At 67.5% G+C, this 23,573-nt stretch carries 28 protein-coding genes and 2 pseudogenes; 12 read left to right on the top strand and 18 right to left on the bottom strand.

The genetic code is table 11. The annotated features are described in order from the left end of the window. Positions 1 to 5 precede the first annotated feature (5 nt). The 3 genes from ACZ6QQ_RS15770 to ACZ6QQ_RS15780 form a co-directional block, all read right to left on the bottom strand. On the bottom strand, positions 6 to 290 hold the full coding sequence (locus ACZ6QQ_RS15770) for a hypothetical protein (RefSeq protein WP_465876931.1): 285 nt from the start codon (positions 288 to 290) through the stop codon (positions 6 to 8). A gap of 52 nt (positions 291 to 342) precedes the next feature. Beyond that, complete coding sequence (locus tag ACZ6QQ_RS15775; RefSeq protein WP_465876933.1) at positions 343 to 768, bottom strand: hypothetical protein; 426 nt, start codon at positions 766 to 768, stop codon at positions 343 to 345. A gap of 277 nt (positions 769 to 1,045) precedes the next feature. Further along, the gene (locus tag ACZ6QQ_RS15780) at positions 1,046 to 1,465 is read right to left on the bottom strand and encodes a hypothetical protein (protein ID WP_465876934.1); all 420 of its coding nucleotides are present in this window, start codon (positions 1,463 to 1,465) and stop codon (positions 1,046 to 1,048) included. Between the two features lie 14 nt (positions 1,466 to 1,479). Here ACZ6QQ_RS15780 and ACZ6QQ_RS15785 point away from each other — a divergent pair, with 14 nt between their 5' ends. Beyond that, on the top strand, positions 1,480 to 1,872 hold the full coding sequence (locus tag ACZ6QQ_RS15785; RefSeq protein WP_465877162.1) for a hypothetical protein: 393 nt from the start codon (positions 1,480 to 1,482) through the stop codon (positions 1,870 to 1,872). Here ACZ6QQ_RS15785 and ACZ6QQ_RS15790 read toward each other — a convergent pair. Further along, a pseudogene (locus ACZ6QQ_RS15790) lies at positions 1,872 to 2,039 on the bottom strand (transposase); the annotation flags it as partial. The gene ACZ6QQ_RS15785 and the pseudogene ACZ6QQ_RS15790 overlap by 1 nt on opposite strands. A 368-nt stretch (positions 2,040 to 2,407) precedes the next feature. Here ACZ6QQ_RS15790 and ACZ6QQ_RS15795 point away from each other — a divergent pair. Further along, positions 2,408 to 2,977 carry a restriction endonuclease gene (locus ACZ6QQ_RS15795; protein WP_465876936.1) on the top strand — a complete coding sequence of 190 codons (570 nt, stop codon included), beginning with the start codon at positions 2,408 to 2,410 and terminating at the stop codon, positions 2,975 to 2,977. Positions 2,978 to 3,044: 67 nt separating this feature from the next. On the opposite strand, the gene ACZ6QQ_RS15800 is transcribed toward ACZ6QQ_RS15795, so the two are convergent. Continuing rightward, complete coding sequence (locus ACZ6QQ_RS15800; protein WP_465876938.1) at positions 3,045 to 6,221, bottom strand: CHAT domain-containing protein; 3,177 nt, start codon at positions 6,219 to 6,221, stop codon at positions 3,045 to 3,047. Positions 6,222 to 6,239: 18 nt separating this feature from the next. Between ACZ6QQ_RS15800 and ACZ6QQ_RS15805 the strand changes: the two genes are divergently transcribed. After that, positions 6,240 to 6,791 carry a hypothetical protein gene (locus tag ACZ6QQ_RS15805; RefSeq protein ID WP_465876939.1) on the top strand — a complete coding sequence of 184 codons (552 nt, stop codon included), beginning with the start codon at positions 6,240 to 6,242 and terminating at the stop codon, positions 6,789 to 6,791. 422 nt (positions 6,792 to 7,213) lie between these two features. On the opposite strand, the gene ACZ6QQ_RS15810 is transcribed toward ACZ6QQ_RS15805, so the two are convergent. Continuing rightward, positions 7,214 to 7,999, bottom strand: a complete 786-nt coding sequence (locus ACZ6QQ_RS15810; protein ID WP_465876940.1) for an MFS transporter — start codon at positions 7,997 to 7,999, stop codon at positions 7,214 to 7,216. A gap of 85 nt (positions 8,000 to 8,084) precedes the next feature. Here ACZ6QQ_RS15810 and ACZ6QQ_RS15815 point away from each other — a divergent pair, with 85 nt between their 5' ends. Both ACZ6QQ_RS15815 and ACZ6QQ_RS15820 read left to right on the top strand, forming a co-directional pair. Further along, positions 8,085 to 8,312, top strand: a complete 228-nt coding sequence (locus ACZ6QQ_RS15815) for a hypothetical protein (RefSeq protein ID WP_465876942.1) — start codon at positions 8,085 to 8,087, stop codon at positions 8,310 to 8,312. Further along, entirely contained in the window at positions 8,309 to 8,470 is a 162-nt protein-coding gene (locus tag ACZ6QQ_RS15820) for a hypothetical protein (protein ID WP_465876943.1), read from the top strand. The genes ACZ6QQ_RS15815 and ACZ6QQ_RS15820 overlap by 4 nt, the downstream gene beginning before the upstream one ends. A 276-nt stretch (positions 8,471 to 8,746) precedes the next feature. Here ACZ6QQ_RS15820 and ACZ6QQ_RS15825 read toward each other — a convergent pair whose 3' ends face one another. Beyond that, positions 8,747 to 8,947 carry a hypothetical protein gene (locus tag ACZ6QQ_RS15825; protein WP_465876944.1) on the bottom strand — a complete coding sequence of 67 codons (201 nt, stop codon included), beginning with the start codon at positions 8,945 to 8,947 and terminating at the stop codon, positions 8,747 to 8,749. Further along, positions 8,944 to 9,279, bottom strand: a complete 336-nt coding sequence (locus tag ACZ6QQ_RS15830; protein WP_465876946.1) for a hypothetical protein — start codon at positions 9,277 to 9,279, stop codon at positions 8,944 to 8,946. Before ACZ6QQ_RS15830 ends, ACZ6QQ_RS15825 begins: the two co-directional genes overlap by 4 nt. Before the next feature lie 67 nt (positions 9,280 to 9,346). Between ACZ6QQ_RS15830 and ACZ6QQ_RS15835 the strand changes: the two genes are divergently transcribed. The 7 genes and pseudogenes from ACZ6QQ_RS15835 (at position 9,347) to ACZ6QQ_RS15865 (ending at position 13,714) form a co-directional block, all read left to right on the top strand. Continuing rightward, on the top strand, positions 9,347 to 9,976 hold the full coding sequence (locus tag ACZ6QQ_RS15835) for a TetR/AcrR family transcriptional regulator C-terminal domain-containing protein (RefSeq protein WP_465876947.1): 630 nt from the start codon (positions 9,347 to 9,349) through the stop codon (positions 9,974 to 9,976). 312 nt (positions 9,977 to 10,288) lie between these two features. Then, positions 10,289 to 10,468 (top strand): hypothetical protein, encoded by a 180-nt coding sequence (locus ACZ6QQ_RS15840; protein ID WP_465876948.1) that lies wholly within the window; start codon positions 10,289 to 10,291, stop codon positions 10,466 to 10,468. A 96-nt stretch (positions 10,469 to 10,564) separates the two neighbouring features. Next, positions 10,565 to 10,855 carry a hypothetical protein gene (locus ACZ6QQ_RS15845; RefSeq protein ID WP_465876949.1) on the top strand — a complete coding sequence of 97 codons (291 nt, stop codon included), beginning with the start codon at positions 10,565 to 10,567 and terminating at the stop codon, positions 10,853 to 10,855. Positions 10,856 to 11,332: 477 nt separating this feature from the next. Next, positions 11,333 to 11,818 (top strand): annotated as a pseudogene (locus ACZ6QQ_RS15850) (transposase). A gap of 324 nt (positions 11,819 to 12,142) precedes the next feature. After that, positions 12,143 to 12,292 carry a hypothetical protein gene (locus tag ACZ6QQ_RS15855; RefSeq protein ID WP_465876950.1) on the top strand — a complete coding sequence of 50 codons (150 nt, stop codon included), beginning with the start codon at positions 12,143 to 12,145 and terminating at the stop codon, positions 12,290 to 12,292. Positions 12,293 to 12,335: 43 nt separating this feature from the next. Continuing rightward, positions 12,336 to 12,695 carry an acyl carrier protein gene (locus tag ACZ6QQ_RS15860; RefSeq protein ID WP_465876952.1) on the top strand — a complete coding sequence of 120 codons (360 nt, stop codon included), beginning with the start codon at positions 12,336 to 12,338 and terminating at the stop codon, positions 12,693 to 12,695. Positions 12,696 to 12,778: 83 nt separating this feature from the next. Beyond that, on the top strand, positions 12,779 to 13,714 hold the full coding sequence (locus ACZ6QQ_RS15865) for a class I SAM-dependent methyltransferase (RefSeq protein WP_465876954.1): 936 nt from the start codon (positions 12,779 to 12,781) through the stop codon (positions 13,712 to 13,714). A gap of 511 nt (positions 13,715 to 14,225) precedes the next feature. On the opposite strand, the gene ACZ6QQ_RS15870 is transcribed toward ACZ6QQ_RS15865, so the two are convergent. From ACZ6QQ_RS15870 to ACZ6QQ_RS15915, 10 genes are all read right to left on the bottom strand, one after another. Then, complete coding sequence (locus ACZ6QQ_RS15870) at positions 14,226 to 14,882, bottom strand: IS3 family transposase (RefSeq protein WP_465876955.1); 657 nt, start codon at positions 14,880 to 14,882, stop codon at positions 14,226 to 14,228. Between the two features lie 81 nt (positions 14,883 to 14,963). Further along, positions 14,964 to 15,434 carry a helix-turn-helix domain-containing protein gene (locus ACZ6QQ_RS15875; RefSeq protein WP_465876956.1) on the bottom strand — a complete coding sequence of 157 codons (471 nt, stop codon included), beginning with the start codon at positions 15,432 to 15,434 and terminating at the stop codon, positions 14,964 to 14,966. A gap of 368 nt (positions 15,435 to 15,802) precedes the next feature. Continuing rightward, complete coding sequence (locus ACZ6QQ_RS15880; RefSeq protein WP_465876958.1) at positions 15,803 to 16,645, bottom strand: hypothetical protein; 843 nt, start codon at positions 16,643 to 16,645, stop codon at positions 15,803 to 15,805. Between the two features lie 40 nt (positions 16,646 to 16,685). Further along, a complete protein-coding gene (locus ACZ6QQ_RS15885) occupies positions 16,686 to 18,710 on the bottom strand; it encodes a 2-oxo acid dehydrogenase subunit E2 (protein WP_465876960.1) in 2,025 nt (674 codons plus the stop codon). After that, complete coding sequence (locus ACZ6QQ_RS15890) at positions 18,700 to 19,599, bottom strand: thiamine pyrophosphate-dependent dehydrogenase E1 component subunit alpha (protein WP_465876961.1); 900 nt, start codon at positions 19,597 to 19,599, stop codon at positions 18,700 to 18,702. Before ACZ6QQ_RS15890 ends, ACZ6QQ_RS15885 begins: the two co-directional genes overlap by 11 nt. Further along, positions 19,596 to 19,808, bottom strand: a complete 213-nt coding sequence (locus tag ACZ6QQ_RS15895) for an acyl carrier protein (protein ID WP_465876963.1) — start codon at positions 19,806 to 19,808, stop codon at positions 19,596 to 19,598. The genes ACZ6QQ_RS15890 and ACZ6QQ_RS15895 overlap by 4 nt, the downstream gene beginning before the upstream one ends. Before the next feature lie 37 nt (positions 19,809 to 19,845). Next, on the bottom strand, positions 19,846 to 20,814 hold the full coding sequence (locus ACZ6QQ_RS15900; protein WP_465876964.1) for a 3-oxoacyl-[acyl-carrier-protein] synthase III C-terminal domain-containing protein: 969 nt from the start codon (positions 20,812 to 20,814) through the stop codon (positions 19,846 to 19,848). Positions 20,815 to 20,912: 98 nt separating this feature from the next. Further along, positions 20,913 to 21,695, bottom strand: coding sequence for an ABC transporter permease (locus tag ACZ6QQ_RS15905; RefSeq protein WP_465876966.1), 783 nt, complete (start codon positions 21,693 to 21,695; stop codon positions 20,913 to 20,915). Next, positions 21,692 to 22,498 carry an ABC transporter permease gene (locus ACZ6QQ_RS15910; RefSeq protein ID WP_465876967.1) on the bottom strand — a complete coding sequence of 269 codons (807 nt, stop codon included), beginning with the start codon at positions 22,496 to 22,498 and terminating at the stop codon, positions 21,692 to 21,694. Before ACZ6QQ_RS15910 ends, ACZ6QQ_RS15905 begins: the two co-directional genes overlap by 4 nt. After that, on the bottom strand, positions 22,499 to 23,383 hold the full coding sequence (locus ACZ6QQ_RS15915) for an ABC transporter ATP-binding protein (RefSeq protein ID WP_465876969.1): 885 nt from the start codon (positions 23,381 to 23,383) through the stop codon (positions 22,499 to 22,501). Positions 23,384 to 23,573: the final 190 nt, after the last annotated feature.

A 23,573-nucleotide genomic window follows, 5' to 3' on the forward strand; every position in this document is an offset into this window, starting at 1 on the left:
ACCCCCTATGTTCGTGGCGGCACGGTGAAGCGCATCGAGTACGGGCTGCGCGCCGACACGCTGTTCACCACTCCGGCGAGTGGCCGGGTCGAGTTCACGACGGCCGACCGGTGCGTCCCGGGCAGCCAGTGCGTGGACTCGCAGCCGCAGAACTGGCCGGACGTACCGTTGGACCAGTCCTGCGGCGCGGCGGCCTGCTCGAACCCGGCGCCGTCGTTCTGGTCGAAGAAGCGGCTCGCGACGATCACCACGAAGGTGGGAGACACGGCGGTGGCGTCGTGGACGCTCACGCACTCCTACCCGGCTGTGGCGTCCGCGCCGGGTCAGGATCAGGGCAGCCCATCACTGTGGCTGGACTCGATCGTGCACACCGGCCTCGCCGGAACCCAGATCGCCAGCCCGCCGGTCACCTTCGACGGCACGTTCGGCGAGAACCGGGTCGACGCCGCGGACGGCCTGCTCGCGATGTACAAGCGGCGTGTCAACCGGGTCACGCTGGAGAGCGGCGGGGTCATCGACGTCGCCTACGCGCCGGTGGAATGCCTGCGCGCGCAGGTGCCCGCCGTCGACGACAACGCCAAGCGCTGCTATCCGGCGAAGTGGCTCAGCGGCACGACGCCGGTCACCGACTGGTGGCACAAGTACGTCGTCACCCAGGTCACCGAACGGGACCTCGCCGACGCCGACGGGCAGCGGCTCAGCCCCGACCAGATCACCACCTACGAGTATCTGCCCGGCGGGCACTCGTGGCACCACGACGACAGTCAACTGGTCCCGACGAACCTGAAGAGCTGGGGCGAGTTCCGGCCTTCACCGTCCCGGTGTTCGGCAACAACAGCGGTGAACCGTGCAACGGCGCGCCCGGCTGGTGCACCCAGGCCTACCGCTGGGCACTCGACTACGTGGTCGACCCGCACGGCGACGCGATCGCCTACTACTACGACACCGAGCTCAACCACTACGCCCGCGACACCATCCATTCCACCCCGTACGTGCGGGCCGGACACCTCAACCGCATCGAGTACGGGCTGCGGGCCAACAGCCTCTACACCACCCCCGCCGGCGCCGTCGTGCGGTTCACCACCAAAGACCGTTGCCTGCCCAACACCCCGTGTGTGTCCGCACAGCCCGGCGACTGGCCCGACGTGCCCTGGGACCAGTCGTGCGGTGCCGGTGCCTGCCTCGTGTCGTCGCCCACGTTCTGGTCGACCAAGCGACTCGCCGCAATCACCACCGAGGTCCGGTCGGGAGGCCAGTTGGAACCGGTGGACACCTGGACGTTGACCCACTCCTTCCCGGCGACACCGACCGACGGGCCCGCCGACGACATCAGCCCCGCCATGTGGCTCGACGCGCTCCAGCACACCGGCCTTCGCTCCGGGGGCTCGCTCTCCACTCCACCGATCACCTTCGACGGCTCGTTCGCGGAGAACCGGGTCGACGCCGCGGACACGCTGCCCGCCATGTACAAAGCGTCGAATGACCTCGGTGGTCAACGAGAGCGGCGGCAGCACCCGGGTCACGTACGCGCCGACGCAGTGCGTCCGGACAGCCCTGCCCGCTGTCGACAACAACGACAAGCGCTGCTTCCCCGCGCGATGGCTCAGCGGCACCGTTGCGCAGGACGACTGGTGGCACAAGTACGTCGTCATCGAGGTCACCGAGTCGGACCTGCGCGACACGGCCGGTCAGCCGCTCAGCCCGGACCGCACCACCAGCTACGAGTACGTCGCCGGCGGCCACTCCTGGCACCACGACGACAGCGAGATCGTGCCCCAGAACCTCAGGATCTCATTCGCCCGACGCAGCTCCGCGTTCTCCTCCAACAGCCGCCGGTTCTCGGCCACCATGTCACTGCTCGGCCGGTCATGACGCTCGTCCGCGTCCGCTTCGGCCTGCCGGATCCAGTTCCGTAACGCCTCGTGATGCACACCAAGCTGCTCGGCCAGGCGCCGGACCACCGGCTTCGGGTCCGACTCGCGGTACAAACGCACAGCACGCGCCCGTAGCTGATCGGGGTACTTCTTCGGTGCTGCCACAGAAACTTCCTCCCCACGGCCATCCGACCATGATCAAGAAGCGCCATGAAAACGGGGGTGGCTCACGCACTCCCGCGAACGGATCGCCCGGCTGATGCGCACCACCGCCACAACCGGCATCGACCGCACCGCGGCATCGCCAACTCCCGACCGCTGCGTCCACTACCCGAACCGATGACCGGCCCGCTGCGCTGACACAGCTGAACGTCCACCGACACGACCGACTCGGCAGACTTCCACATGAGCACGAACATGCCGCCGGACCAACACGGATGAGGTTTTCGGCACCCGCAACGTCGTCCTTGCGGCAGGCACCTGATGGCGGCATAATCGCTTCGACAATTCGAGGCGGCCACGAACGGTGATCGGTGACCACGATACCTGAAGACAACGAAGACCATTGGCCGACGTTCACGCTCGGGCCAACCGAATACGAGCGAGCCGTAGCGGATATTGCGACGTCCGCGGGCCAGGAAATAAGCGACTGGCGAGTGCGGCACCTTGATCCGGTCGAGGGACCGGACGGCACCTACATCATCGACGTCACCGTGCGATTCCAACTCGCCGGCATGGACTTTCTGGTCCTGTTCGAATGCAAGCGCCACGCGTCACCAGTCAAACGTGAACACGTCCAGGTGCTCCACGCGAAGATGCAGTCGACCGGGGCGCAGAAGGGCGTCGTCGTGGCCGCATCCGGCTTTCAGAGTGGGGCGCTGGAGTATGCGCGGGCGCATGGCATTTCCTGCGTACGGCTCGTCGACGACGCCTGGACCTATCTGACCCGGACGATTTCAGCCCAACGCATCACCCCAAGCCCGACCGGCACTTACCGGGGATACGTGATCACCGCAGACGAAGAAGACTACTCGTTCGCCAAATTGACCGGGAGCCCGGCCAACGTCTTCGAGATGCTGCTCGACCTCAGGACGGCCCACTGAGGCGGCAACTTCGCCGGCGTCGGCGGCGGACCGACCGATTGCGGATCGCCGCGGGGTGCATTCCGGTTCAGGGGCCCGCGTGGATGTAAGCGGCCCACAGAATGGGGTTGCGGGGATAACGGTCCCGGGCCAGGCGGACGGCTCGGTGCAGGCACGTCCCGGCCCGAGCGGCGTCGAACCCGCCGGCCGCCAGGTCCTCGTAGACTCGTTCGGCGACTGTTGTGGCGAACGAGTCGTCGATCTCCCATAACGTGCCGACGACGTGCGGGTACCCGGCCAGTTGACAGGCGGATACGACGTGAATCGACTCGTTGGCAAGCTTCGCGGCGGTGACCGCGGTGCTGCACGCCGACAGATAGGCGAACTCGGTCCCGGCCAGGTTCAGGCTGGACATGTCCAGCACGCGTAGCGGATGGCTGGCATGGTCGTGCACCAGCAGCTGGCTGTTGGAAGGATCGTCGGGATCAGTCGCGGCGTGGCACGCGAAGTGCACCCACGAACTGCTCGGCAGCCTGGACAGCACCGCGTCACGGGTGGCTGCCGGTCCGACCAGGCCTTCGATCGCCGGAAACAGCCGGCTCAGCTGTCTGAACTCCCGCCTAGCACCGGGCAGATCGGACGCCTGTGGGGTACTCGGCATGACGACGGCCAGCATACGCGGCGGGTCCGACCTGGCCGGCATGTTCCGTGCCCGGCTATGAGCCAGCGTCCGCACGGTCGCTGTGTACGAAGAGACGGCCCTGTCCAAGACGGTGCGGCGGCCCGGTCCGGACTCGTCGAGGTGGTGACCGGCCGCGTGCAAGGGTAGGGCCGCCAGCGGACCGCAGGGAATCCACCAGATGCGCGGCCAAGGTTCCGCACCGAGCATGTTGAGCCGTTCCAGGACCGGCCCGGCGACCGTATCCCAGAGCCAGGCCAGCGTTTCGAGCATGGTGAGTTCGGCGGCCGTCGGTCCGTGCCGCACGTTGAGCGCGTCGCGCATCGCCGTCTGCCGCCCGGCCACCGACCTGGGATCCAGATCTGGCAGTTCCCGCACCAGCACGCCGCCCGTGGTCACGATGATCGCGTCGCTGCGGTACCGACTGACGTTTACCAAGACGATCGGCCCGTCGTGCGCTTGCGCGGTCAGTGCCGCCGCGTCCGGTGGCAGCAGGAACAGTTCCTGACCGGGCAGCGAGCGGATCCGCGCGAGCAGCGCCTCCAACTCGACGGCCTGCTCACGGCGCCGGTCCGGGGTCTCGTCGGCGGCGGCCGCGAGGCAGCCGCACAGGAACTCGAACCGGTCGGCCAGTTCCGCGTCGACCTCCCGCAATGCGGTGAGGTCGGACCGGGCCTCGAGCGCCTGCGCCAGCAGTACCCCGCGACCGTGTTCCAGCAGTTCGATCGCCCGATCGGGCCGCCCGGCCGCGAGCGCGCACGCCGCCGCGTCGCTGGCCAGTTCGGAATACTCGACCAGCCAGCGCGACGCGTCTGCTCGGGACAGGCCGCGGGTCGCCAGCTGCGGCAACAACTCGACCGCAAGGGTGTACCCCTGCAACGCTCGCTCCACCTGCCCGCTTCGCATCCCGAGCCGGCCCCACCCCTGGGCGGCCTCGACCCGGATGGACGGCTGAGCGGTCGGCCGGAGGGCCGCGGCCGCCAGCAGCCCGATGGCCTCGTCGAGCGAGTTGTGCGCGGCCAGGACCCTGGCCAGGTTGATCTCGCAGACCGACCGGCGGGAATGGTCTTCAGCGGCAGCGCGGACGGCGGTCCGACCGATGGCTATCGCCTCCTCCAGCAGCGCCGAATCGCCGGTGTACTCGGCGTACTGGCCGAGTGTTGAGGTCAGGTTCGACAGCGTGAGCGCCTCGTACGCGCCCATCCCTACCGCGGTCCGCGCCGCCAGGCGATTGAGCTCGATCACCTGGCGCAGGTCGTCCAGGTCGCCGGTTTGCTGTGCCCTGGTCTTCAGGGCGACCGCGAGGTTGTTCAGGTACAGCAGCCGGTTGACGTGGTCGGCCGGGGTGGCAGCCACGCCCTGGTGGCCGTAGAAGATCGCCTCGTCCAGCGCGCCGCTGTCACCGGTCAGTTCGAACCTGACCCGCAACTGCCGGACCAGAAGCCCTCCGTGCAGGGGCGCGTCCGGATGCTCCGGCGGCGTGGCGTTGACCACGAACCGCGTGACCTCGATCGATTCGTCCAGCGCGCGTACATCACCGCTGCGTTCGAACTGGGCTTGAAGCAGATTCGCCAGATTGTACAGGCACGACAGCCGCATTGGGCTGCCGTCGGGTGCCGCGCCCACGGCCCGCCGGGTAACGGCCAGTGCCTCGTTGAGCATGGACTGGTCGCTGGTGCGTTCGATTCGATCCTGCAGAACCGCGCTGTAGTTGGCCAGGACCGCTGACGCCGCGATTCCCTCGGGCGCGGTGGCAACCGCCGCTCGGCAGGCCTCGACCGCCTCGTCCAGCAGCGCCAGCGACCCGACGCGCCGGTACAGCAACCGCAGCGCAGTTCCCAGCGAGGTCAGCGGCAGGTAGCGGCGATCATGGTCGTCGCCGAGTGCCCGAACCGCCTGGCGTCCGATGGCGACGGCTTCGCGCAGTACCGCTACGTCTCCGTCGCGCTCGAATAGGATTCGTAAGCTATCCGCTAGGTGAGTCAGATAGCCAGCCAGGTTCGGATCGTCGCCCGCCGCTTCGCTCACCGCCGAGCGCCCTGCGGCGATCGCCTCGTCCAGAGCGGCCACGTTGCCACTCTGCTCGAAGAGACGCTGCGCCGCGGCGTTGAGGAAGGACAACCGGGACACGCGCTGCGGGTGGCCGGGGCGGGCGCCCGCCACCGCATTTCGCGCGAGTCCGACCGCCAACTCCAGAAAATGGGGATCGGCGCCGGCCGCCATCCACGGTTCGAGCAGGACGAAGACCTGCTCCCAGAGCTCGCCCAGCGCGGTCAGGTCGGGCAGTTCCGGGAAAGCGCCGGCCGGCTCCTTCGGCAATGAAAACGGCGCCCCCGAGGCGCGGACCAGCATGAACAGTGGAATGGCCGTATGGATCTCGCTCCTAGCCCGGTTATCGGCGAGCGCGGCCGCGCGATACCAGTGCATCCATCCGACCGCGTGGCATGTTTCCGCGATGTCGCTGATCTGGGTGGTCGAGGCGACAAGCTCAACCGCCTCGACCAGCGCCGCATCCTCCAGCAGGGCATACGGGCCAGCATCATCGGCGAACCTGGATCGGACCCGGGACAACCACTGCTCGCGCATTCCGTGATACTAGGCCCTATGCCCGACCTTGCCAGCAGCGTAGTCAGTGCCATCATCGATGAGAGCGAGACGCACATCCAGGAAACTGGCCAATGCCCTCGGCCACAGGTGCACATCCTGGCGGAGGATATGTCCGAACCGAAGCAATATATCGGTTATGCCATATCTCGGCGATTCTACCAAGGCGCCGACGCGGCTGCCGCGATCACGAATCTCGGTCGCCTGCCAGCCGCCCTGGCCGCGACCAGGCTGTTCGTGGTCTGGGAGGAAACCGACCTACGAAAAGCCCTCGAAATGCCAAACCCGCGACCCGCCCAGGGCCTGTCGATCGTCGACGTCCGCGCCGACGGAAACACCATGCTGTGGCTGCCATTCGACGCCACCCAGCTCGGCTCCACAATCGTAGTGAACTGGGGAAATCCGGCGCGCTACGAGAACGTGAAGCTCCACTCACCGATCGAAGAGCTGATCAAGGTCTGGCGTGGGCCCCCCGATGACTTGGAACGCACCGTCCTCGACCTCCAGCAGGCCGGCTATCAAATCAAATGGTCGATCGCTTTCAAGCGTTGATCACAATGCCGCTCGCGTTGAGCCGGGTCCGACGGGCGGGTACCCGCTTGATCTTCCAACCGGTGAGGGGGTCCGCGTCGAGGGGGGGGCGGCGCCGGACCCGCCGCCGGCGTAGGTTGGGCGCCGGTTGTCACCTGAGGTGATCACGGCCGCGCACATGGACCGCACAGACAGCACATTCGACAGGCTGGGCCGCCCCTAGGAGGCGCGAGTACCGCAGGTACCACCGGACCGCTACGACGATCACCTCAGCCGGAACCCGGAACCCGCTGAACGCCGACTTCGGCCTCGCCCGAGCGATCTGATCCCGAGCCCCACCACCGGGGCAGTGCGCTCAACGCACCGCCAACGCAACGGTGCCACTCCGCCTCCCCCGCTCTGGCCACCGGTTCCGTCGGTGCCCTGGTCCTCGACGCGGCCGGTCACGTGCTCATGCCGACCTGGTCGGACGGCGCCCTTGCCTCGTCGCGAGTGGGCTCGACGGGACCGGCCGGTGTGACTGCCCGGGTGAGGGCGAGCAGGACAAGACTGGCGACGGCGAGCAGGGCGCCGAGCAGCAACCACCCCGCGACGCCCAACGCCAGCACGACACCGGTCATGAGTAGCGGCCCGTACAGTCGGCTGCTGCTGTTGCGGCCGAGTCCGAACGTGGCGAGGTACTCGGCGCGGCGTTCGGGCGGGGAGACCGCGTACGACAGCGTCCACGCGGCGTTCACCTGGAACAGTTCGCCGATGCTGAGGACCAGGATGGCGACGGTGAGCGTGGCCGCCTGGGGCAGCCCGGGGGCGAGGGCGAAGCCCGCGCAGGTCAACGCGAGCAGCGCGCTGCTGACCGAGTACGAGCGCAGTGCGGCGCGGGTGGTGGTGGCGAACCTGCTCATCGGAATCTGGAAGAGGGTGACGGTCACGGTGTTTACCGCGTAGAGGACGCCGACCAGGGCGGGTGGCGCGTCGGTGTGACCGACGATCCAGAGCGGAAGGGCGACGTTGTTGAGTATCGGCAGCCAGAGCGTGGCGACGCTGTCGTAGGCGGTCAACGCGAGCAGCCTGAGGTCGCGTAGCGCGGCGAAGCGGCGTACGGGGGCGGCGGACCGGGGGCGGGACGCGCTCGGCAGGAGCGCGATGAGCCCCGCCGCAACGACGAAGAGCAACGCGGTGCCGACGAACGACCAGCGGAAGGCGGCCGGGCTGCCGATGGCGAGCGGCACTACCGCGAGGAGACCTGTAGGGTGCCAATACCTGTCGCACGCGCTGTGAGCTGGTCCCTTGCAAGTTTGAGACACCTTCATGGTCATGGCGTTTCGGTTGATCTACCTGTTCGCGATCCGCGTGTTCGACGCCCTTCTCGCTGCGGCCCACAGTGACAGTGCCGTGCTCGCGGAGCTGCTGGCGCTGCGCCACGAGGTCGCGGTGCTCCGCCGCCAGGTCCACGGCCGACCACGGCTGTCCTGGCCAGACCGGGCAATCCTGTCCGCGCTCGCCCGGTTCCTACCCCGCCCGGTACGCGCCACCGGATCGTGACCCCGGCGACCCTACTGGCCTGGCACCGCCGGCTGGTGGTGGTGTGCCTCGCGGCCGCGTTGGACCGGCTGTGCGCCGTACTCTTCGACGAGGGCGTGGTCGCGGAGTGCCGCGACGCCGTACATGTCGGCGCCGAGGAGGCGTTCCAGGTCGAGTAGGGCCAAGCCCACGCCACCGGCGGCGCCGTGGACGAGTACCCGTTCGCCGGGATTGACTCGGGCCACGTGGTGCAGTAGCTCATGGGCGGTGACGTGGTTGAGCGGGAGGGCTGCGGCGGCGTACTCCTGAAGGGTGTCGGGGAGTTCGACCACACTGGAGGCTGGCGCGCAGACGTGGCTGGCGTGGTCACCGGTCAGCGTCAGCGCTACTACCCGGCGGCCGTGTCACCATGCCGGGACGTGTGGGCCGGTGGCATCGACGACGCCGGTAACGTCCTATCCGGGGGTGAACGGCGGTGCCGGCGTGCGCCCCGGATAGCGGCCGGCGCGCATCAGCAGGTCGGCGCGGGCGACGCCTGCGGCGGTGACGCGGATCCGTAGGTTGCCCGGAGTGGGCTCGGGAGCGTCGTCGGTGTGGATGCGTAGGACGTCTGGCCCGCCGGTGCGTGTGACGATGACCCGCCGGCGAAGGGTCATGCCAGGTTGCGGGGTCGAGCGCGGAGGAACACCGCGGCCATGATGAGCGAGCCGGTTGCGCCGATGAGGCTGCCGATGCCGATCCGGCCGTCGACGGCGTAGGACGCGACGGCGGTGACGAGCACTCCACCGGCGAAGCAGTAGGCGGCCAGGAGCGCCGGGGCGGCGATCCGGCTGGGCAGTGCGGCGGCGACGAGCAGCGCTACGGACAGGATCAGGTCGGGGACGAGGAAGAGGTTGTCGGCCCTCCAGGAGTTCGTGGGGAAGAGGAACACGAAGGTGCCGAGGCTGAGCAGGACGGCGGCGATCCGTCCGATCGTGAGCGTCGTCATGCCTACACCGTAGACAAACTCGCCCGGCTATGTCTACGGCGTAGATGCATTCTGACATGATGGACGCGTGCCTCGACCCGCCACCCTGACCACCGACCTCATCGCCGCAGCGGCGCTGAAGGTTGGAGACCGCGAGGGCGTCAAGGCGATGAGCATGCGTCGCATCGCCGCCGAACTCGACTGCGACCCGATGTCGCTCTACCGGCACTTCCCGGATCGCCAAGCGCTACTCGACGCCGTCGCGGACCTTGCCCTCGCCGATGCCCCCGACCCCGACCCCAACAAGCCGTGGGAGGCGCGCCTCGTCGCCGTCCTCACGTCGATTCGGTCGGCGGCGCTGCGCCATCCAGGCATCGCCGCGCACGTCGCCGGGCGCCCGCCTTTGCAGCGTCACGGTCGCCGACTCGCCGGGGCGATCATCGGGGCACTCACGGAGGCCGGGCTGCCGCCCACGGACGTGATCCGGGCAACGCAGGCGCTCATCGCGTACCTCGCGGCGGCGCTCGCGATGAGCGCACAGGCCGGGGAACCTGACGCGCGGTGGCATGAGCTACGGGCCGCGATCTCCGCGCTGCCGAACGCGCTGCCGGACGACGCCCTGCCAGTGACCGGATCCGACGACCAATTCGAATACGGGCTCGGGCTACTCATCACCGGCATCCGAGTCGACGCGGAACGCCGGCGGGAGAGTGAGTAGACCGTCGGTCCAGGCTTACCGATCCCCACGGGACGGATCACGGCAAACAAGCCCACGGACGTCCTGTCATCGGCACGACCGGACATCCTAAAATCCGGACGCGCGGTGGCTGACGGCTACCGACGGTGACGGGAACCCTAGTGCTGCACGCACGGTCGGCGCCAGATCGGACGTTGCCGTCACTGCCGTGTCTCGTGCTGACGCGCCCAGGTCTCGACTGTCGTGCGGCTGTCAGCGGGCGGAGAATTGGCCAGGCACCGAGGACACCGGGCGAAGAACTTTCCCGCCGTCGCAACCGACGACAATGGCGAGATGCACCCCGACGACGCGTGGTGGAACGTGATAGACCCGCAGTTGCAGGAACAGATCGACAAACTGCTGTGCACGGGTCGGCTGATCGCGGCCGTCGTGCTCCTGCGCCGTGAAGGTGGACTGCAGCCCCCGCCCGGCCTGTACCAGGCACAGGATCTGCTGATCGAGCGACGCGAGTAGCTGCGTCGGCGGGGTCTTGTCGAGCTGGAGTTACCGCCGCCGACGACCGCGGAACTGATCGGAAAGGCGGCGGTCGTCACTGCACCGATCGCCGCCTTGGAAGCGCTGTGGGACGGCGACACGCAGGGTTGGTACGTCTACCTGATCGCGATCGTGCGCAGACCGAGCCGGCACCACGATCGCTTCGACGAAGTACCACTGACGGTGTTGGGACGCGGCGGCGACATCCGCCTGATCAACGGACAGGTGCCGCCATGGCCCGAGGCACAGCAGGCGATCGAGCAGGGCCAGGCCATCGCCCAGCATTTTGGCGTGCCGTTCCACTTCACCAGCCCGCAGGCACCGGACAGCGATCCGCCGCGCTGGTGGAATACGAGGACCATCTGACCGGCTCGGGACCTGCCCACCCAGCGATGCGAACACCCGCATGACCGTGCGTCCTCTCGGCATGACCGGACGTCACCGCCAACCAAAGCGCCAACACGAGCCGCGCCCCGCACCGGTGGCGAGTTCCATGGCTGGTGCGCTGCAATCAGGTCCAAAACTTGAAGTGCAGTTGGTACGCCCATGGCGATCACCCACTGCTGGCCGAGGGGGGGCGGTCGCTGCCTGCGGCCGTCAAGGTCACGAGACAGCCCCCAATCAGGTGATCAGAGGGAATGCAGGGTTGCGAGTTTCGTTCGGACCTCGTCGGCGTCGGGGCTGTCAAGATCGGTGTACTGGCAGTTCAGGCAGTGGGAGAAACGTCAGGTCACCGAGCGGATCCTGGACCTGTTGCGGGAGGAGGTCCGCCTGGTTGAGGGACGGGCTCCGCAGCCGTCGGCGGGGTTCATCGACTCCCAGTCGGTGAAGGGCGCGGACACGGTGGGCCGGGACACCCGCGGCTACGACGTTGGGAAGAGGGTCAACGGTCGGAAGCGGTTCGTCGTGACCGACACTCTCGGTCTGCTGGTCTGTGTGTGGGTCCTGGCGGCGTCGTGGCAGGACCGCGACGGGGCGAAGGGTGCCCTGCTGGCCGCTTACGCTGGCACGCCGATCCGGTTCGTGTTCGCCGATTAGGGCTTCGCCGGACGCCTGGTCGACTGGTGCCGCGATGTTCTCCGCACTCATCTTGAGATCGTTCGGAAGCCGGTTGACCAGGAAGGGTTCGTGGTCCACCCGAGGCGGTGGGTGGTCGAGCGGACCCTGGCCTGGCTCACCTCGTACCGGCGGCTGGCCCGTGACTACGAACGCGACCCGGCGGTGTCCGAAGCCCTGATCCGGTGGGCCGCGATCAACCAGATGATCCGCCGACTCACCCGAGGCCCAGCCCGCCGACAACGACGTCGCACCTTCGACCAGCCCGACTGACACACCTTTCAAACACTCACTGAGACATGCCCCCGGTTTCTGGGACTGCCCGCAAATTGCCAGCGGCGTCATACGCCGCACTGCTGGCCCGGGTTCGCGAGCAGGCCATGGCCCGTGGGACCGCGGCATACGCACGCCACCTGCGGGAGCGGAGTCGCCGGAACGCCTCCGCGGCCGGACAACACCTCCGGTGGCGACCTTCACCGCATGCCCGCCCGAACGCGGTCATGCCTTCGCCGGACCAACGCGACGTCGAGCGGGCATTGTGGATGGGCGGCGGCCGGTGTTTACATACAGGCGTCCTTGGCCGTGCCGGGTTCGACCGTGCAGCGGGTGCTGTGCGGCGGCAAGCCGCTCCTGGCGCTCAGGTTGACCGTGGAGGTCCAGCGCAGCATGAACTGGCAAATCCGGTTGGCGGCGCTGTTCTCCGCCCCCACGTCCGTCCGCCTCGCCGCCGCGTTCACGCAAGCCTGAGCCCGCCTCGTCGACCGGCACCGACCACTTGGAGGAGCAGCCCGTGGCCACTACGCAGGACTCCGAGAGCTTGACCGTCGTAAGGGAGGTCTGGCGTGGCATCCTGGGCGTCGACGAGGTGAACGAGTCGGCGCATTTCTTTCGCAGCGGAGGCAACTCCGTCAAGAGCGCCCTGCTCGTCGCCCGCATCCGCAAGGCGACCAGCGTCCGCGTGTCCATCCAGGAGTTCCTGCGGAACCCGACGCCGGACGCCCTGGCCGCCCTGCTGGCCAACGCTGCCAGCAGAACGACGCTTCCGGACATCGTGGCCGATGCGTCGGATGTCGACCGAACCTACCTCCACGGTGTGGCTGGTGGCCCTCAACCCGGGGCACTTCCAAACGACAATGGTCGTGGAAAGTAGCCACACCCACCCCAGATGGCGGAGCACTCAAACGATCCATCCAGTACAGCTCATTCGTGCTTAGCGCAAAAGAAGGGAAGGTAGTGGTGTTGACAACCGCCGTAGCCGAGGACATGCACCGGATACAACAGATCAGAGAAAAACTACTGATATTTAGCGCTGACTATACTGCCGCTTGCGCTCGCTGGTGTGAGCAGGTGCGGCGTCAGGCTGTCGATGACAATGATGTGTCATCGATGATGGGCGTCACGCTCCGCGAACTCGAGCGGCTCAACGTGGAACGCGATGCTGGTCGGCTCGACGCTGCCGCCGTCGCCTGGGGCCGATACATCTTCCGATGTATGTTCGATAATCTACTGCAGCGGCGTGACAATCTGAGCGACGCTGCCCGGACTCGCGTTATGCACTTCATCATCGACAACCTCGCTGACGACTTCATCACGACGCCGGATGGACTGCGCTTCACCCAGGACTGGTTCCATTATCACGAAGCTCATTGGCGTCACCACTTCGGGCACCTTGCGCAACGGCCGCGGCTACAGTTCCTTGAAATCGGATGCTTCGAAGGCCGGGCAACGTCCTGGCTGCTCAAGGAGCTGCTCCAGGATGAGGGCAGCCGGATCGTGTGCATCGACACCTTCAAGTGGTATCCGGAACAGGAAAAGCTATTCGACAGCAATATCTCGGCCATCGGGGCAAGTCACAAGACCGTCAAATTGCGAGGCCGTTCACAGCTCATCCTTCAGCATCTCGAGCCTGATGCATACGACTTTGCCTACATCGACGGATCGCACGCCTTGACGGACGTCCTCCAGGATGCCGCGGCGGCATGGCGACTGTTGAAGAACGGTGGAATCGCGGTGTTCGACGACTACCACGGTGGCGGCCTGCCGGACTGGCCCGAAGACTACTGCAAGCCGGCCGTCGACGCGTTCCTGTCCATGGTGGCCGACTCGCACGAAGTTCTCTTCAAGGACTGGCAGGTAGCCGTACGGAAGACGAACACCCCACAGGGGTAATCCAGCCACGGGCACGGCAAAGTCGGCGTGTGGGTTGTTTAGGCTGGTAGGAGATGTAGGAGTTTGAGGATTCGGCGGTTCTTGCGGGCGTTGTGGCGTAGCGCGGCGGCGATGTTGGTGGTTCCGCTGATTCTGAGCAGGCTGATCGATACGTTTCGTAGGGTCGCCATGACGCGGGGTGCGTTGCCGGAGTGGATCCGGGAGGCGTCCTCTCGGTAAGGTGACGTCGCGAATCCAGTGCAGGGCTTCGATTCCCCAGTGCTGGCGGACGTAGGCGAGTAGATCGGCGGGGTTGGCCTGCTCGGCGGTGAGGCTGGTGATGTACAGCATCGCCTGGTAGGTGGTACGACCCTTGACGGTGACGGTGCGTTCGATCAGGAACACCTGGGCGATGTGCGGGAATCTCAGGCCGGCCGGGGCGGGTAGGGCCTGGACGGTGCGTAGTTCGTGTCGGCCTCGGTCGTTGTCCACGCTCCACGCGATGATCGGCGCTTCGGTCCAGGTCAGGGTGTCAAGCCCCGGGTTTGATGGAGAGTCGGTTAGCTGGTTTTGAGGGTGCGGTGGCCGGGTGGGTCATCGCGTGTAGCGCCTCGTGTTCGGCGGGTGGGACGTGGCCGAGTTCGCCGTGCAGCCTGCGGTTGTTGTACCAGTCGATGCACTCGACGGTGGCCATTTCCGGGTCGTCGAGCCCGCGCCACGGTCCCTTGTTCCGGACGAGTTCGGCCTTGTATAGGGAGTTGAACGCCTCGGCCATGGCGTTGTCGAAGGAGTCGCCCTTGGCGCCGACGGAGGCGACGGCGCCGGCCTCGGCGAGCCGCTGGGTGTAGCGGATTGCTCGATATTGGACTCCACGGTCCGAATGGTGGACAAGTTTACGCAGGTCAGCGCCCTGGTGTTCGCGGCGCCAGATCGCCATCTTCAGCGCGTCGAGAGCCAGATCGGTGTAGAGACTCGTCGACACCTGCCAGCCGACGATCATGCGGGAGTACACGTCCAGGACGAACGCGGCGTACACCCAGCCCACACTCATGCGCACGTAGGTCAGATCCGCGACCCACAGCTGGTTCGGGCCTGCCGCGGTGAAGTCCCGTTTGACCAGGTCACCGGGCCGGCTGGTCTCGGCCGCCGGCCGGGTCGTGCGTGGCGCGCGAACGCCCGCCGGTGACACTCCCAGAACGCGGCCAGGTCCTGGCTGGTGGTGAAGCAGCAGAACGGATCCCGCGAGTACGACAGCACCATGTGAAACGAGTTACACCTTCGGGATCCCGACGTGAGCCAGGATGCCGCCCTCGTCGCCCCAGTCCACCTGCGCCTGCGCACCCGGGACGACCTCGAACCGGCGGTGCAGCCCGGCCAGCTGATCCGGACTGATCCCCAACTCCGCCGCGATCCGGGGACGGGCCTGCTGCAGATACAACTTCACCCGCTGGTAGTTGCCGGTGAACCCGTACTGCTCGACAAGGCGTTCATGGATCACCGTGCCCTTGAGCAGCAACTCCGCCCGCAACCACGCATCGACCACATGCGCGAACACATCGATCAACTGCCCACGAGCCGGCCGCGCCGCAACCGCCGGCACCACCTCGCCGCCACCAGCAGCCAGGTACTTCTTCACCGTCTGCCAGTTCAGGCCCGTCTCACGAGCGATCTCCGAGACACTCGCACCAGCCTCGTGCAACGCCCGGAACCGGCGCACATCCAGCCACCGCTGCTCATCCATCGCCCCCACCGCCAGCCGCCCCACGTCTGCCCGATCACGACCCGAGCAGCCTCACCCTCAGTCACCCGCTGACGACGGACAAACAGTGCGCACCTCTGCAAGATCAGCTGTACGCAGCTCTGCACTCCAAGTCGTACCCCGACACGAGGGACCTCGGCTACGCGGGATCGTGGAACAACAGGACCAGGAACTCTTGACGGTGCGAATAGCCCACGGACTCCTGCAGGTTGAGATCGGCGCTGGCCCGGCCGACGTTTCGCCTGGAACGGCCGTTGTCGTGGTTGCCAAGCACCTCAAGCTGTATCCGACCGGCATGTGAGCACTGTCGCTGCCGAATGTCCAGATCTCGGCAGGGTCGCCTGGGGCGGTCATGCCTTTGCGATGATCTCCGAAACGGTGGCGACCAGTGCGGGGTCGGCGAGGAAGGAGTCCCGGTCGACGTCGAAGACCGAGGCGGCGGCGGGGAAGGGCGCCACGTTCGGGTGTTTCCGGGAGAGCAGCACATGCATGTCCCGGGCGCGGTCGGGGCTCCACAGGTCCGCCGTCACTGCCACGGCCGTCACGGCCTGGTAGTGCAGCACCCCGGCGAGGTGCGCGTACAGTTCCTCGGCCGCTTCGTCGCCGAGCTCGGCCTCCGTGCAGGCTTGGTAGGCGATGGTGCGGTATCGGGTGGACAGTGACTCGGAGCATTCCGCCACCGCCAGGCCGGTGATCTCCGTCGTTTTCCGGGTCTCCAGGGCGGCCTCCCGGACGGCGGTCTCCACCACCTCGTCGTCCAGGATCCCGGCCAGTCCCTGCGCCGCCTCCACGAACCGTCCGAGCAGGAACTCCGGCACGGCGACAAGCGGATCGAGCATGATCACCGGGGCGTTGATGCCGCGGACCGCCAGTTCGTCGGCGAGCACGCATGCCGGCGCGGCGCCAGCGCAGTAGCTCAGGATCGCCCGCGGAACGGTGCCCGGTTCGGCGAGCAGTTGGTCGGCCCATCCGCGGATCTCGGCCTGGACGATCTCCGGCTTGGCCGCGCCGAGTCGGCTCAACTCGGCCACGCCCGCGGCAGAGAACTGGGTCGCCACGACGGCGCCGGGCACCGCGAGGTTCGGCGCCAGCTCCGGAAATCCGGCCTCCCGGCGTCCCTCCCCGTAGTCGATGGCGAGGATTGTATGGGCGGGGTCACCGTTGCGCAGTGGGTTCCAGCGAACCGAAGTCATGTGGTCCTCCATCGGTCGGTACAGGGTGAGCGGTGCTCGGTCATGCCGGTCCGGTTCCGGCCTTGGTCAGCGCGGACAACTGTTTGGCGTCGGTGAGGATCTCGGCCATCGCGGCGAGGAAGCGCACCGCCTCCGCCCCGTTGACGATCCGGTGGTCGTGTGCTAGGGCGAGGTGCACGCTCCGCTGCCGTACCGGCTGGCTCGACCCGTCGTCCACCCAGTCGTCAACGGCGCCGCCGACGGCCAGCACGCACGCGAGTCCTGGCGGTATCACCGGCTGGACCGTGACGACGCCCGGTTCGTGGTTCCAGGACACGGCGATGGTGGCGCCGTCCAGTTCACCTGCGGCGAACCGGCCATGGAGCGCTTGCATCCGGTAGCCCATCAGGGCATCCGCGATGTCGTCGAGGTCGAGCTGTTCAACATCGCGCAATACCGGCATGAATAGGCCATTGCCGGCATCCATGGTCACACTGACGTGCACGGCCGTGGCTGGCACGAGCGAGTTTTGTCCCTTGTCGAGCCGGGCGAAGCAGTTCGGGAAGATGGGCCAAAGGTCTCCCATCGCCTTGATGACGACCTCCAGCAGGCCGAGGGCGGGCTGGCCGTCCCGCTGCAGGGCCGCGTTTAATTTGTGTAACACCTCGAGGGACGTCCGGTAGACCACGAAGGCGTCGGGGATCTCTCTCCGAGACCGTGACACCACAGCGGCGACCTGCTGCTGAACATGGGTCAGTGGGATCATGTCGGTCGGCGCGGCGGGTTCCGGCGCTGCCGTGGCGGGGCAGTTCAGACCGGAGACGATGCGAGCGATGCGGGCCCCGACCGTGCACGAGGAGCCGGCCGTGCACTCCTGAAAGAGGGTTCCGGCAGCCGTGGCTTCGATCTCCTCGACGGCCTTAGACGTCTCGATTTCGGCTATTGGATCGCCCGGCCGCACCTCGGTGCGGTCCGGCACCAGCCAGGCCAACAGCACGTAGCTGTCGTCGTTGTTGTTGAGTTTCGGAACCGTCACGACGTGCCCAGGCTCCGGTGAGCCGGTCAGCGTGTGGCGGGCGGGCAGCTGCAGGGCCTGCCGTGCCGCATGCACGACATCGGCCGAGCTGACCAGCACGGTGCGTTCGAGATGCGGGGCGGCCGGGATGACGCTGTCCCGCGAATGCAGATTGATCACCGGCTGGCGTATCTCGCCCCGGAGGCGACGATGGACCATGGCCGCCACCTCGGCGCCCCATGTTCCGCCCTCGGTGCTCTCCTCGACCGTGATGATGACTTCCGCGCGGCGCAGCGTGGACAGGACGGGCTCGATCCGTAGTGGGTAGATCTGTGCCGGGATCAGTACGTGTACCGCGGCGGCGTCGGTTTCGACGAGGATCTCCGCGGCCTCGATCGCGAGACTCGCGGATCCACCGGCGGCGATGAGGACCAGTTCGGGGTCCCGGGCGGCGCGGGGGGAGAGGTGCGCCCAGTCGCCGTTGCTGCTCAGGGTGAGTTTCAGGTGATCGGTGTCAGCTGCACTGCCGCGCGTGCCGTACAGAAGCTTGGGTTCGAAGACGACGGCCGGTTCGCCACGGCCCAACGCCCGGCTGAACACCAGATGCGGGTCGTGGAAGGCGGACAGCTCGAACAGCGTCAGATGCGGGATGCCGATGAAATGCTTCTGGAGGCTCTGGCTGTGGGTCGGGCCGTATCCCCGGTGACCACCGACCGGGCAGCGGACCACGATTGGCATGGGCAGCTGGCGCCCATACATGCCCACTGACTTCGACGAGAAGTTGAGCAGTTGGTCGAACGCGAGGGCCGCGAAGTCGCCGAACATCACCTCGGCGATCACCCGGTTCCCGGCCAGGGCCAGGCCGTTCGCGAGGCCGATCAGCCCGGCTTCGCTGATCGGTGTGCAGAGCACCCGGTCCGGGAAGGCGGTGGACAGCCCTTTGGTGATTTTGAAGGCGCCGCCGTAGGGATCCCCGACATCCTCACCGAGCATGTAGAGGTCATCGTCACAGGACATCAGCTCGTGTAACGCGGCGTTGAGCCGGGGCCCGTACCGGTCGTCAGTGGCCATCGGCTGGGCTCCATTCCGACAGTGGGCGGTTGCGCACCTCGGCCACCACCCGCTCCATGTGTGCTCGCTGCCGCCGCTCGGCCTCGGCGACCCGATGTGGTTGCTCCCGACGGAGCCGGCTCAGCCAGTCCGCCTCTCGGGCGTCCGCGATGTCGGATGCCAGGCGTGAGTCGTCGCCCTTGCTGTGTGGTCCGAGGCGGACCGTCCGGAATTCCGCGACCAGCGGACCGTTGTCGGATCTCACCAGTTCGAACGGTGCGGCCAGTTGGCGGCGGATGGCTTCCACGTCGCTGTCCTCGACCCGTTCGTACGCGATGTCGAAGGCGGCGGCGCGAGCCGCGATGGAACCGGACAGATGCTTCACGATAGGCGTGGACTGGGCGATGCCGTTGTTCTCCACCACGACGATCAAAGGCAGACGCCACAGCGACGCCATGTTGAGCGCCTCGTAGACCACGCCTTCGCCCCAGGTGCCGTCGCCGATGTAAGCGACGGCCACCGCACCGGACTTGCGCCGGCGCAGACTCACCGCCACGCCGGTCGCCGCCGCCACCCCGTGCCCTTGGACGCCGGTCGACACGAAACCGTCCTGAAGAACGTGCTGGCTGCCGCCTACTCCAGAGCAGGGCGCACCGGCCCGCCCAAGGATCTCGGCCAGTAGCGGCGCCGGATCACCGAACCTGGCCAGGTAGTGGCCGTGGCCACGGTGGTTGCTGAACATGAAGGAGTCGTGCAGCAGTGGCGCCAGCGCCACCGGAACGTACTCCTGTCCGAGACAGGTGTGGGTAGTGCCGCTGACCTCGCCGGCGGCGAACAGATCGAGCAGGGCCTCCTCGAACGCCCGGATCATCAGGAGCATGTCCAGGTCGGCGTCGCTGATGGTCATCATGACTCGAGACCAGCCTTTTCCATCACGAGAATACGCAGTGCCGCGACGGTCTGCGTCCAGCGGATCTCGCGCGGGGTGAAGCGGATCTCGTACGCCTGCTCAAGGGCTGCGATGATCCGCAGGTGCCGGAGACTGTCCCATCGGTCCAGCACCCGCGCGCCCATCTCGTCGCTCAGCTCCTCAGGCGGCATGTCCAACACATCGGCCACGACCCGTGCGAAATCTCTCGTCATCCTGCGGTGCCCTTCATGCTTCTAGGAGAGTGCAGGCCCAATGCATCCCCCGCCCACGGGACAACAGCGCGACGACGTCACCCGGGTCCAGCGTCCGGCGGGTGTGCAGGTCGGCGAGGGCGAGAAGAGCATCGGCCGCACCGAGATGGCCGTGATCCATGACGATCTCCGTATTGGTACAGGCAGGATCGACCCCGAGGGATCCGGCGAGCGAGCGCATCGCCGGTAGGTTGTCGCCGGGGATACAGACCCGAGCCAGGGCCGGACGCTGCACGCCGGCGCGGCGGCAGGCGCGGTCGAGTACGGCACTGGCGTTCGCGTCCAATTGCTGCACGAAAACGCCGAACCGTGCCTCGTCGAAGTCGAAGAACTCCATCACGTCCCAGGCATTGCCAGCCTGGAGGTCATAGGGATCGGTGGTCGTCGGGCCGAACGGCAGCGCCGCCCCGCCGGCCGACATCCGGTAGAAGTCGGCGTAGCGTCCGTCGGTGCGGACCTCCGTCGCCAGCCATCGCAGTCGTGGATGACCACGTTGCGCGACGGCCGCCACCGCCCCGTCCGAGAACACCATCGCTTGCGTGGTGAGACGGTTCCAGTACTGCTCGACCGTCCGGTTGGCTGCGATGATGAGCGCTGAGGAATAGTCCTCGTGCGTGGCCAGCCGGCCGGCGACGACGTCGAACGCCAGCACTCCGGTGGTGCACCCCTGGGTCAGCAGACATGCCTCGGCGCGGGTGGCGCCGATCCGTGCGGCCACACTCGCCGCGGCGTCCCAGAACAGGTATTCCGTGATGTCGGTCGTGGCGAGCACGACCAGATCCAGGTCCGCGGCGGTCGTGCCGGCGGCGCTCAGCGCCGCCTGCCCGGCGGCCACCGCCAGATCGGTCAGGCCGGAGCCGTCCTTGGCCCGCAGAACGTTGCGGTGCCCGTACGCCAGGATCCTTTCCCGTTCCTCCCGATCCGGGATGGTCACCTTTGTCATCTCGGTAGGCTCGCCAAGGCGAATGCCGAAACCGGTAACGCCGTAATGCATCATTATTTCCTTGCCGTGCGTGTGCTGGCCGGACAGGGGTTCTTCGATCAGCCAAACTCGATGGTTCCGTCCCTTCGGCCGCGGTCGACGAAGCGGCGCAGCGAGATCACGCCAATCAGCAGCCAGCCGGCGCCGATGAGCACCTCGAGCACGACCTCGGTGGCGACGCCGGACCCACCGGCCAGCACCGCGCGGACGGCGAGGAGCCCGTGCGTGACCGGCAGAATCTGCGGCAGCCATGAGATCCAATCGGGCCAGAAGCTGACCGGAACGTTGACCCCGCCGAGGGTCATCACGACGAGATAGCCGACGTTCAGGATCAGCCAGTCGAGTTGTGGGTGCCGCAACACCAGGCCGCACAGGGCGCAGCCGTAGCAGTAGCTGGTCAGGCTGATCAGCCACATCAGCGGCAGCGCGGCGAGCAGCGGACCCGGCCGGAGCGGGACACCGAGGATCAGCGGCACCGTGAGCAACGCGATGGTGGACGAGACCATGCCGGTGACCGCCCACTGCAGGCCGCGGGTCAGCAGCACCGGAACGTGCCCGGCGGGGCTGGCCGCGAGCAGCGCGAAGGTGCCATGCGCGCGCTCGTCGTTGATCGAGAGCACGACGATGGTCGACTCCAGGCAGGCCAGCACCACGGCGTTGCCGACGAGCAGGTACTGCGTCAGCTCCGGTGACCCGAGCGCGTGGCCGACCAAGGCGAAGAAGGTGACCTGGGCGGCGAGTCGCGACATCCAGCCGAGCAGCCAGGTCTTGACGGTGTAGGCGTTGCGCAGCTCGGCTAGCCCGTTGACCAAGGTGCGCTGGGCGACGTAGGGATAGCTCACGACAGGCTTGCCGATCCGGTTCGGGCCACCCGTACCGCAATGCGGTTGATCAGCGCCGCGGCGCAGACGAGCGCTGCCACGGTGAGACCGGCGATTGCCGCGAGCTGGGCCCCCCAGCCGGGTACCGGTCCTGGCACGGTGAAGCACGACCGCAGTAACTCGCCGGACCAGTACAGGAAGACGAGGCGGCTGAACGGTTGCAGCCAGTCCGGGAGGAAGGTCACCGGTACGAGGATGCCGCCCAGGATGTAGAAGGGGTAGGTCAGCGCGTTCTGGAACAGCAGCGCCCCCCGGCTGAGCACGAACAGGGCGCTGAACAGGCTGGCCGTGCCGATCATCGCGAGCAGCGTCATCAACGTGGCGGCCAGCAGCAGTACAGGATGGTGCAGCGTGAGGGCCACCCCGAAGCCGATCCGGGCCACCAGCACGGATTCGAGAACCGATAGGACGGCCAGGACGAGCGTGGCGGTGATCCGGCCGATCACCGAGTACAGCAGCGGTGTAGGCGCGACGAGGGCGACCTCCAGGGTGCCCGACCATCGGTCACCGTTGACCAGCCCGCCGCATAGACCGACCGCCAGCAGCCACAGCGACATCAGGCCGGGAGCGAGGACCGCCGCGGTGATCACCGTGGGCGAACCTGAGTGCACGCCAATCGACAGGAACATCATGGTGAACAGCGGGCTGGTGATCAGGATCAGCATCTGGCCTGGCGAGCGGCGCAGCTGCCGGAATTGCAGGCGGGCGCCACCGAGGACAGCGTAGGCGCCGGCCGCTGGGAGTCGTCGGACCGCAGAATCCATTCAGACCTCCAGCCCGCGGGTCCCCATGATGCTCAGGTAGACCTCCTCGAGGCGTGGAGGCGCGGCGCGCAGCGTCGTCACGCCGTGGTCCAGCAGCGCCCGCATCAGGTCGGCGGTCCCGGCGCCGGGCGCCGGGACCAGCCGCCAGTGACCGGCCGGGTCGGTGGGTGTCACCGAGGCCACGTCCGGACGCTGCCGCAGCTCTTCGATCAACATGTCGTCGTCGGCGGCGAAGTCCACCCGGTCGCCGGTCGCGAGCAGGTCACCGACCCGCTCTGTGCGTTCGGTCAGCAGCAGGCGGCCGCCGTCGATGAGCGAGATCCGATCGCACACCGCCTCGGCCTCCGCCATGTCGTGAGTGGTCAGGAAGATCGTGCAGCCGGCCCGGCGCAGGTCCCGGACCAGCCGCCGGAACTCCAGCGCGGCCACCGGGTCCATGCCGACGGTCGGTTCGTCGAGGAAGAGCACCGGCGGGTCTGCGATCAGGCTCCGGGCGAGGTGTAAACGCTGCTTCATGCCGCGGGAGTACTGCTCCACGAGCTGGTCGGCGCGGTCGGCCAGGCCTAGCCGCTCCAGCAGTTCGGCCGTGCGCTGTCGGGCGGCCTTCGGGCGCAGGCCGTACATACTGGCCCAGAACAGCAGGTTTTCCCGGCCGCTCACCCTGGTATAGAGCCCACGGTCGCCGCCGAAGACGATGCCGATCAGCCGGCGTACGGCCTCGGCCTCGCGGACGACGTCATGCCCGAGCACGGCGGCGGTCCCGCCGGTCGGCAGGAGGACTGTGGATAGGACACGCACCAGTGTGGTCTTGCCGGCACCGTTCGGTCCGAGTAGCCCGTGCGTTTCGCCCTCGGCGACGGTGAGATCGATATTGGCCAGCGCCACTCGTGGAGTGGCGCCCCGGCCGAGCCGTTTCGTGAATACACGAGTGAGTCCCGCGACATTGACCGCAGTGGTCATTGAGCTCCCTTGCTCGGCGGAGAGTGGCGCCGGCCGTTTGGGGGTGGCGCCACTGGCGTCCGTGGGATGAGATTAGAACTCCGGCAGGCGCTGTTGCCTGCCCCCTAAACGCCTG

Source organism: Micromonospora sp. NPDC049529, from assembly GCF_055586685.1.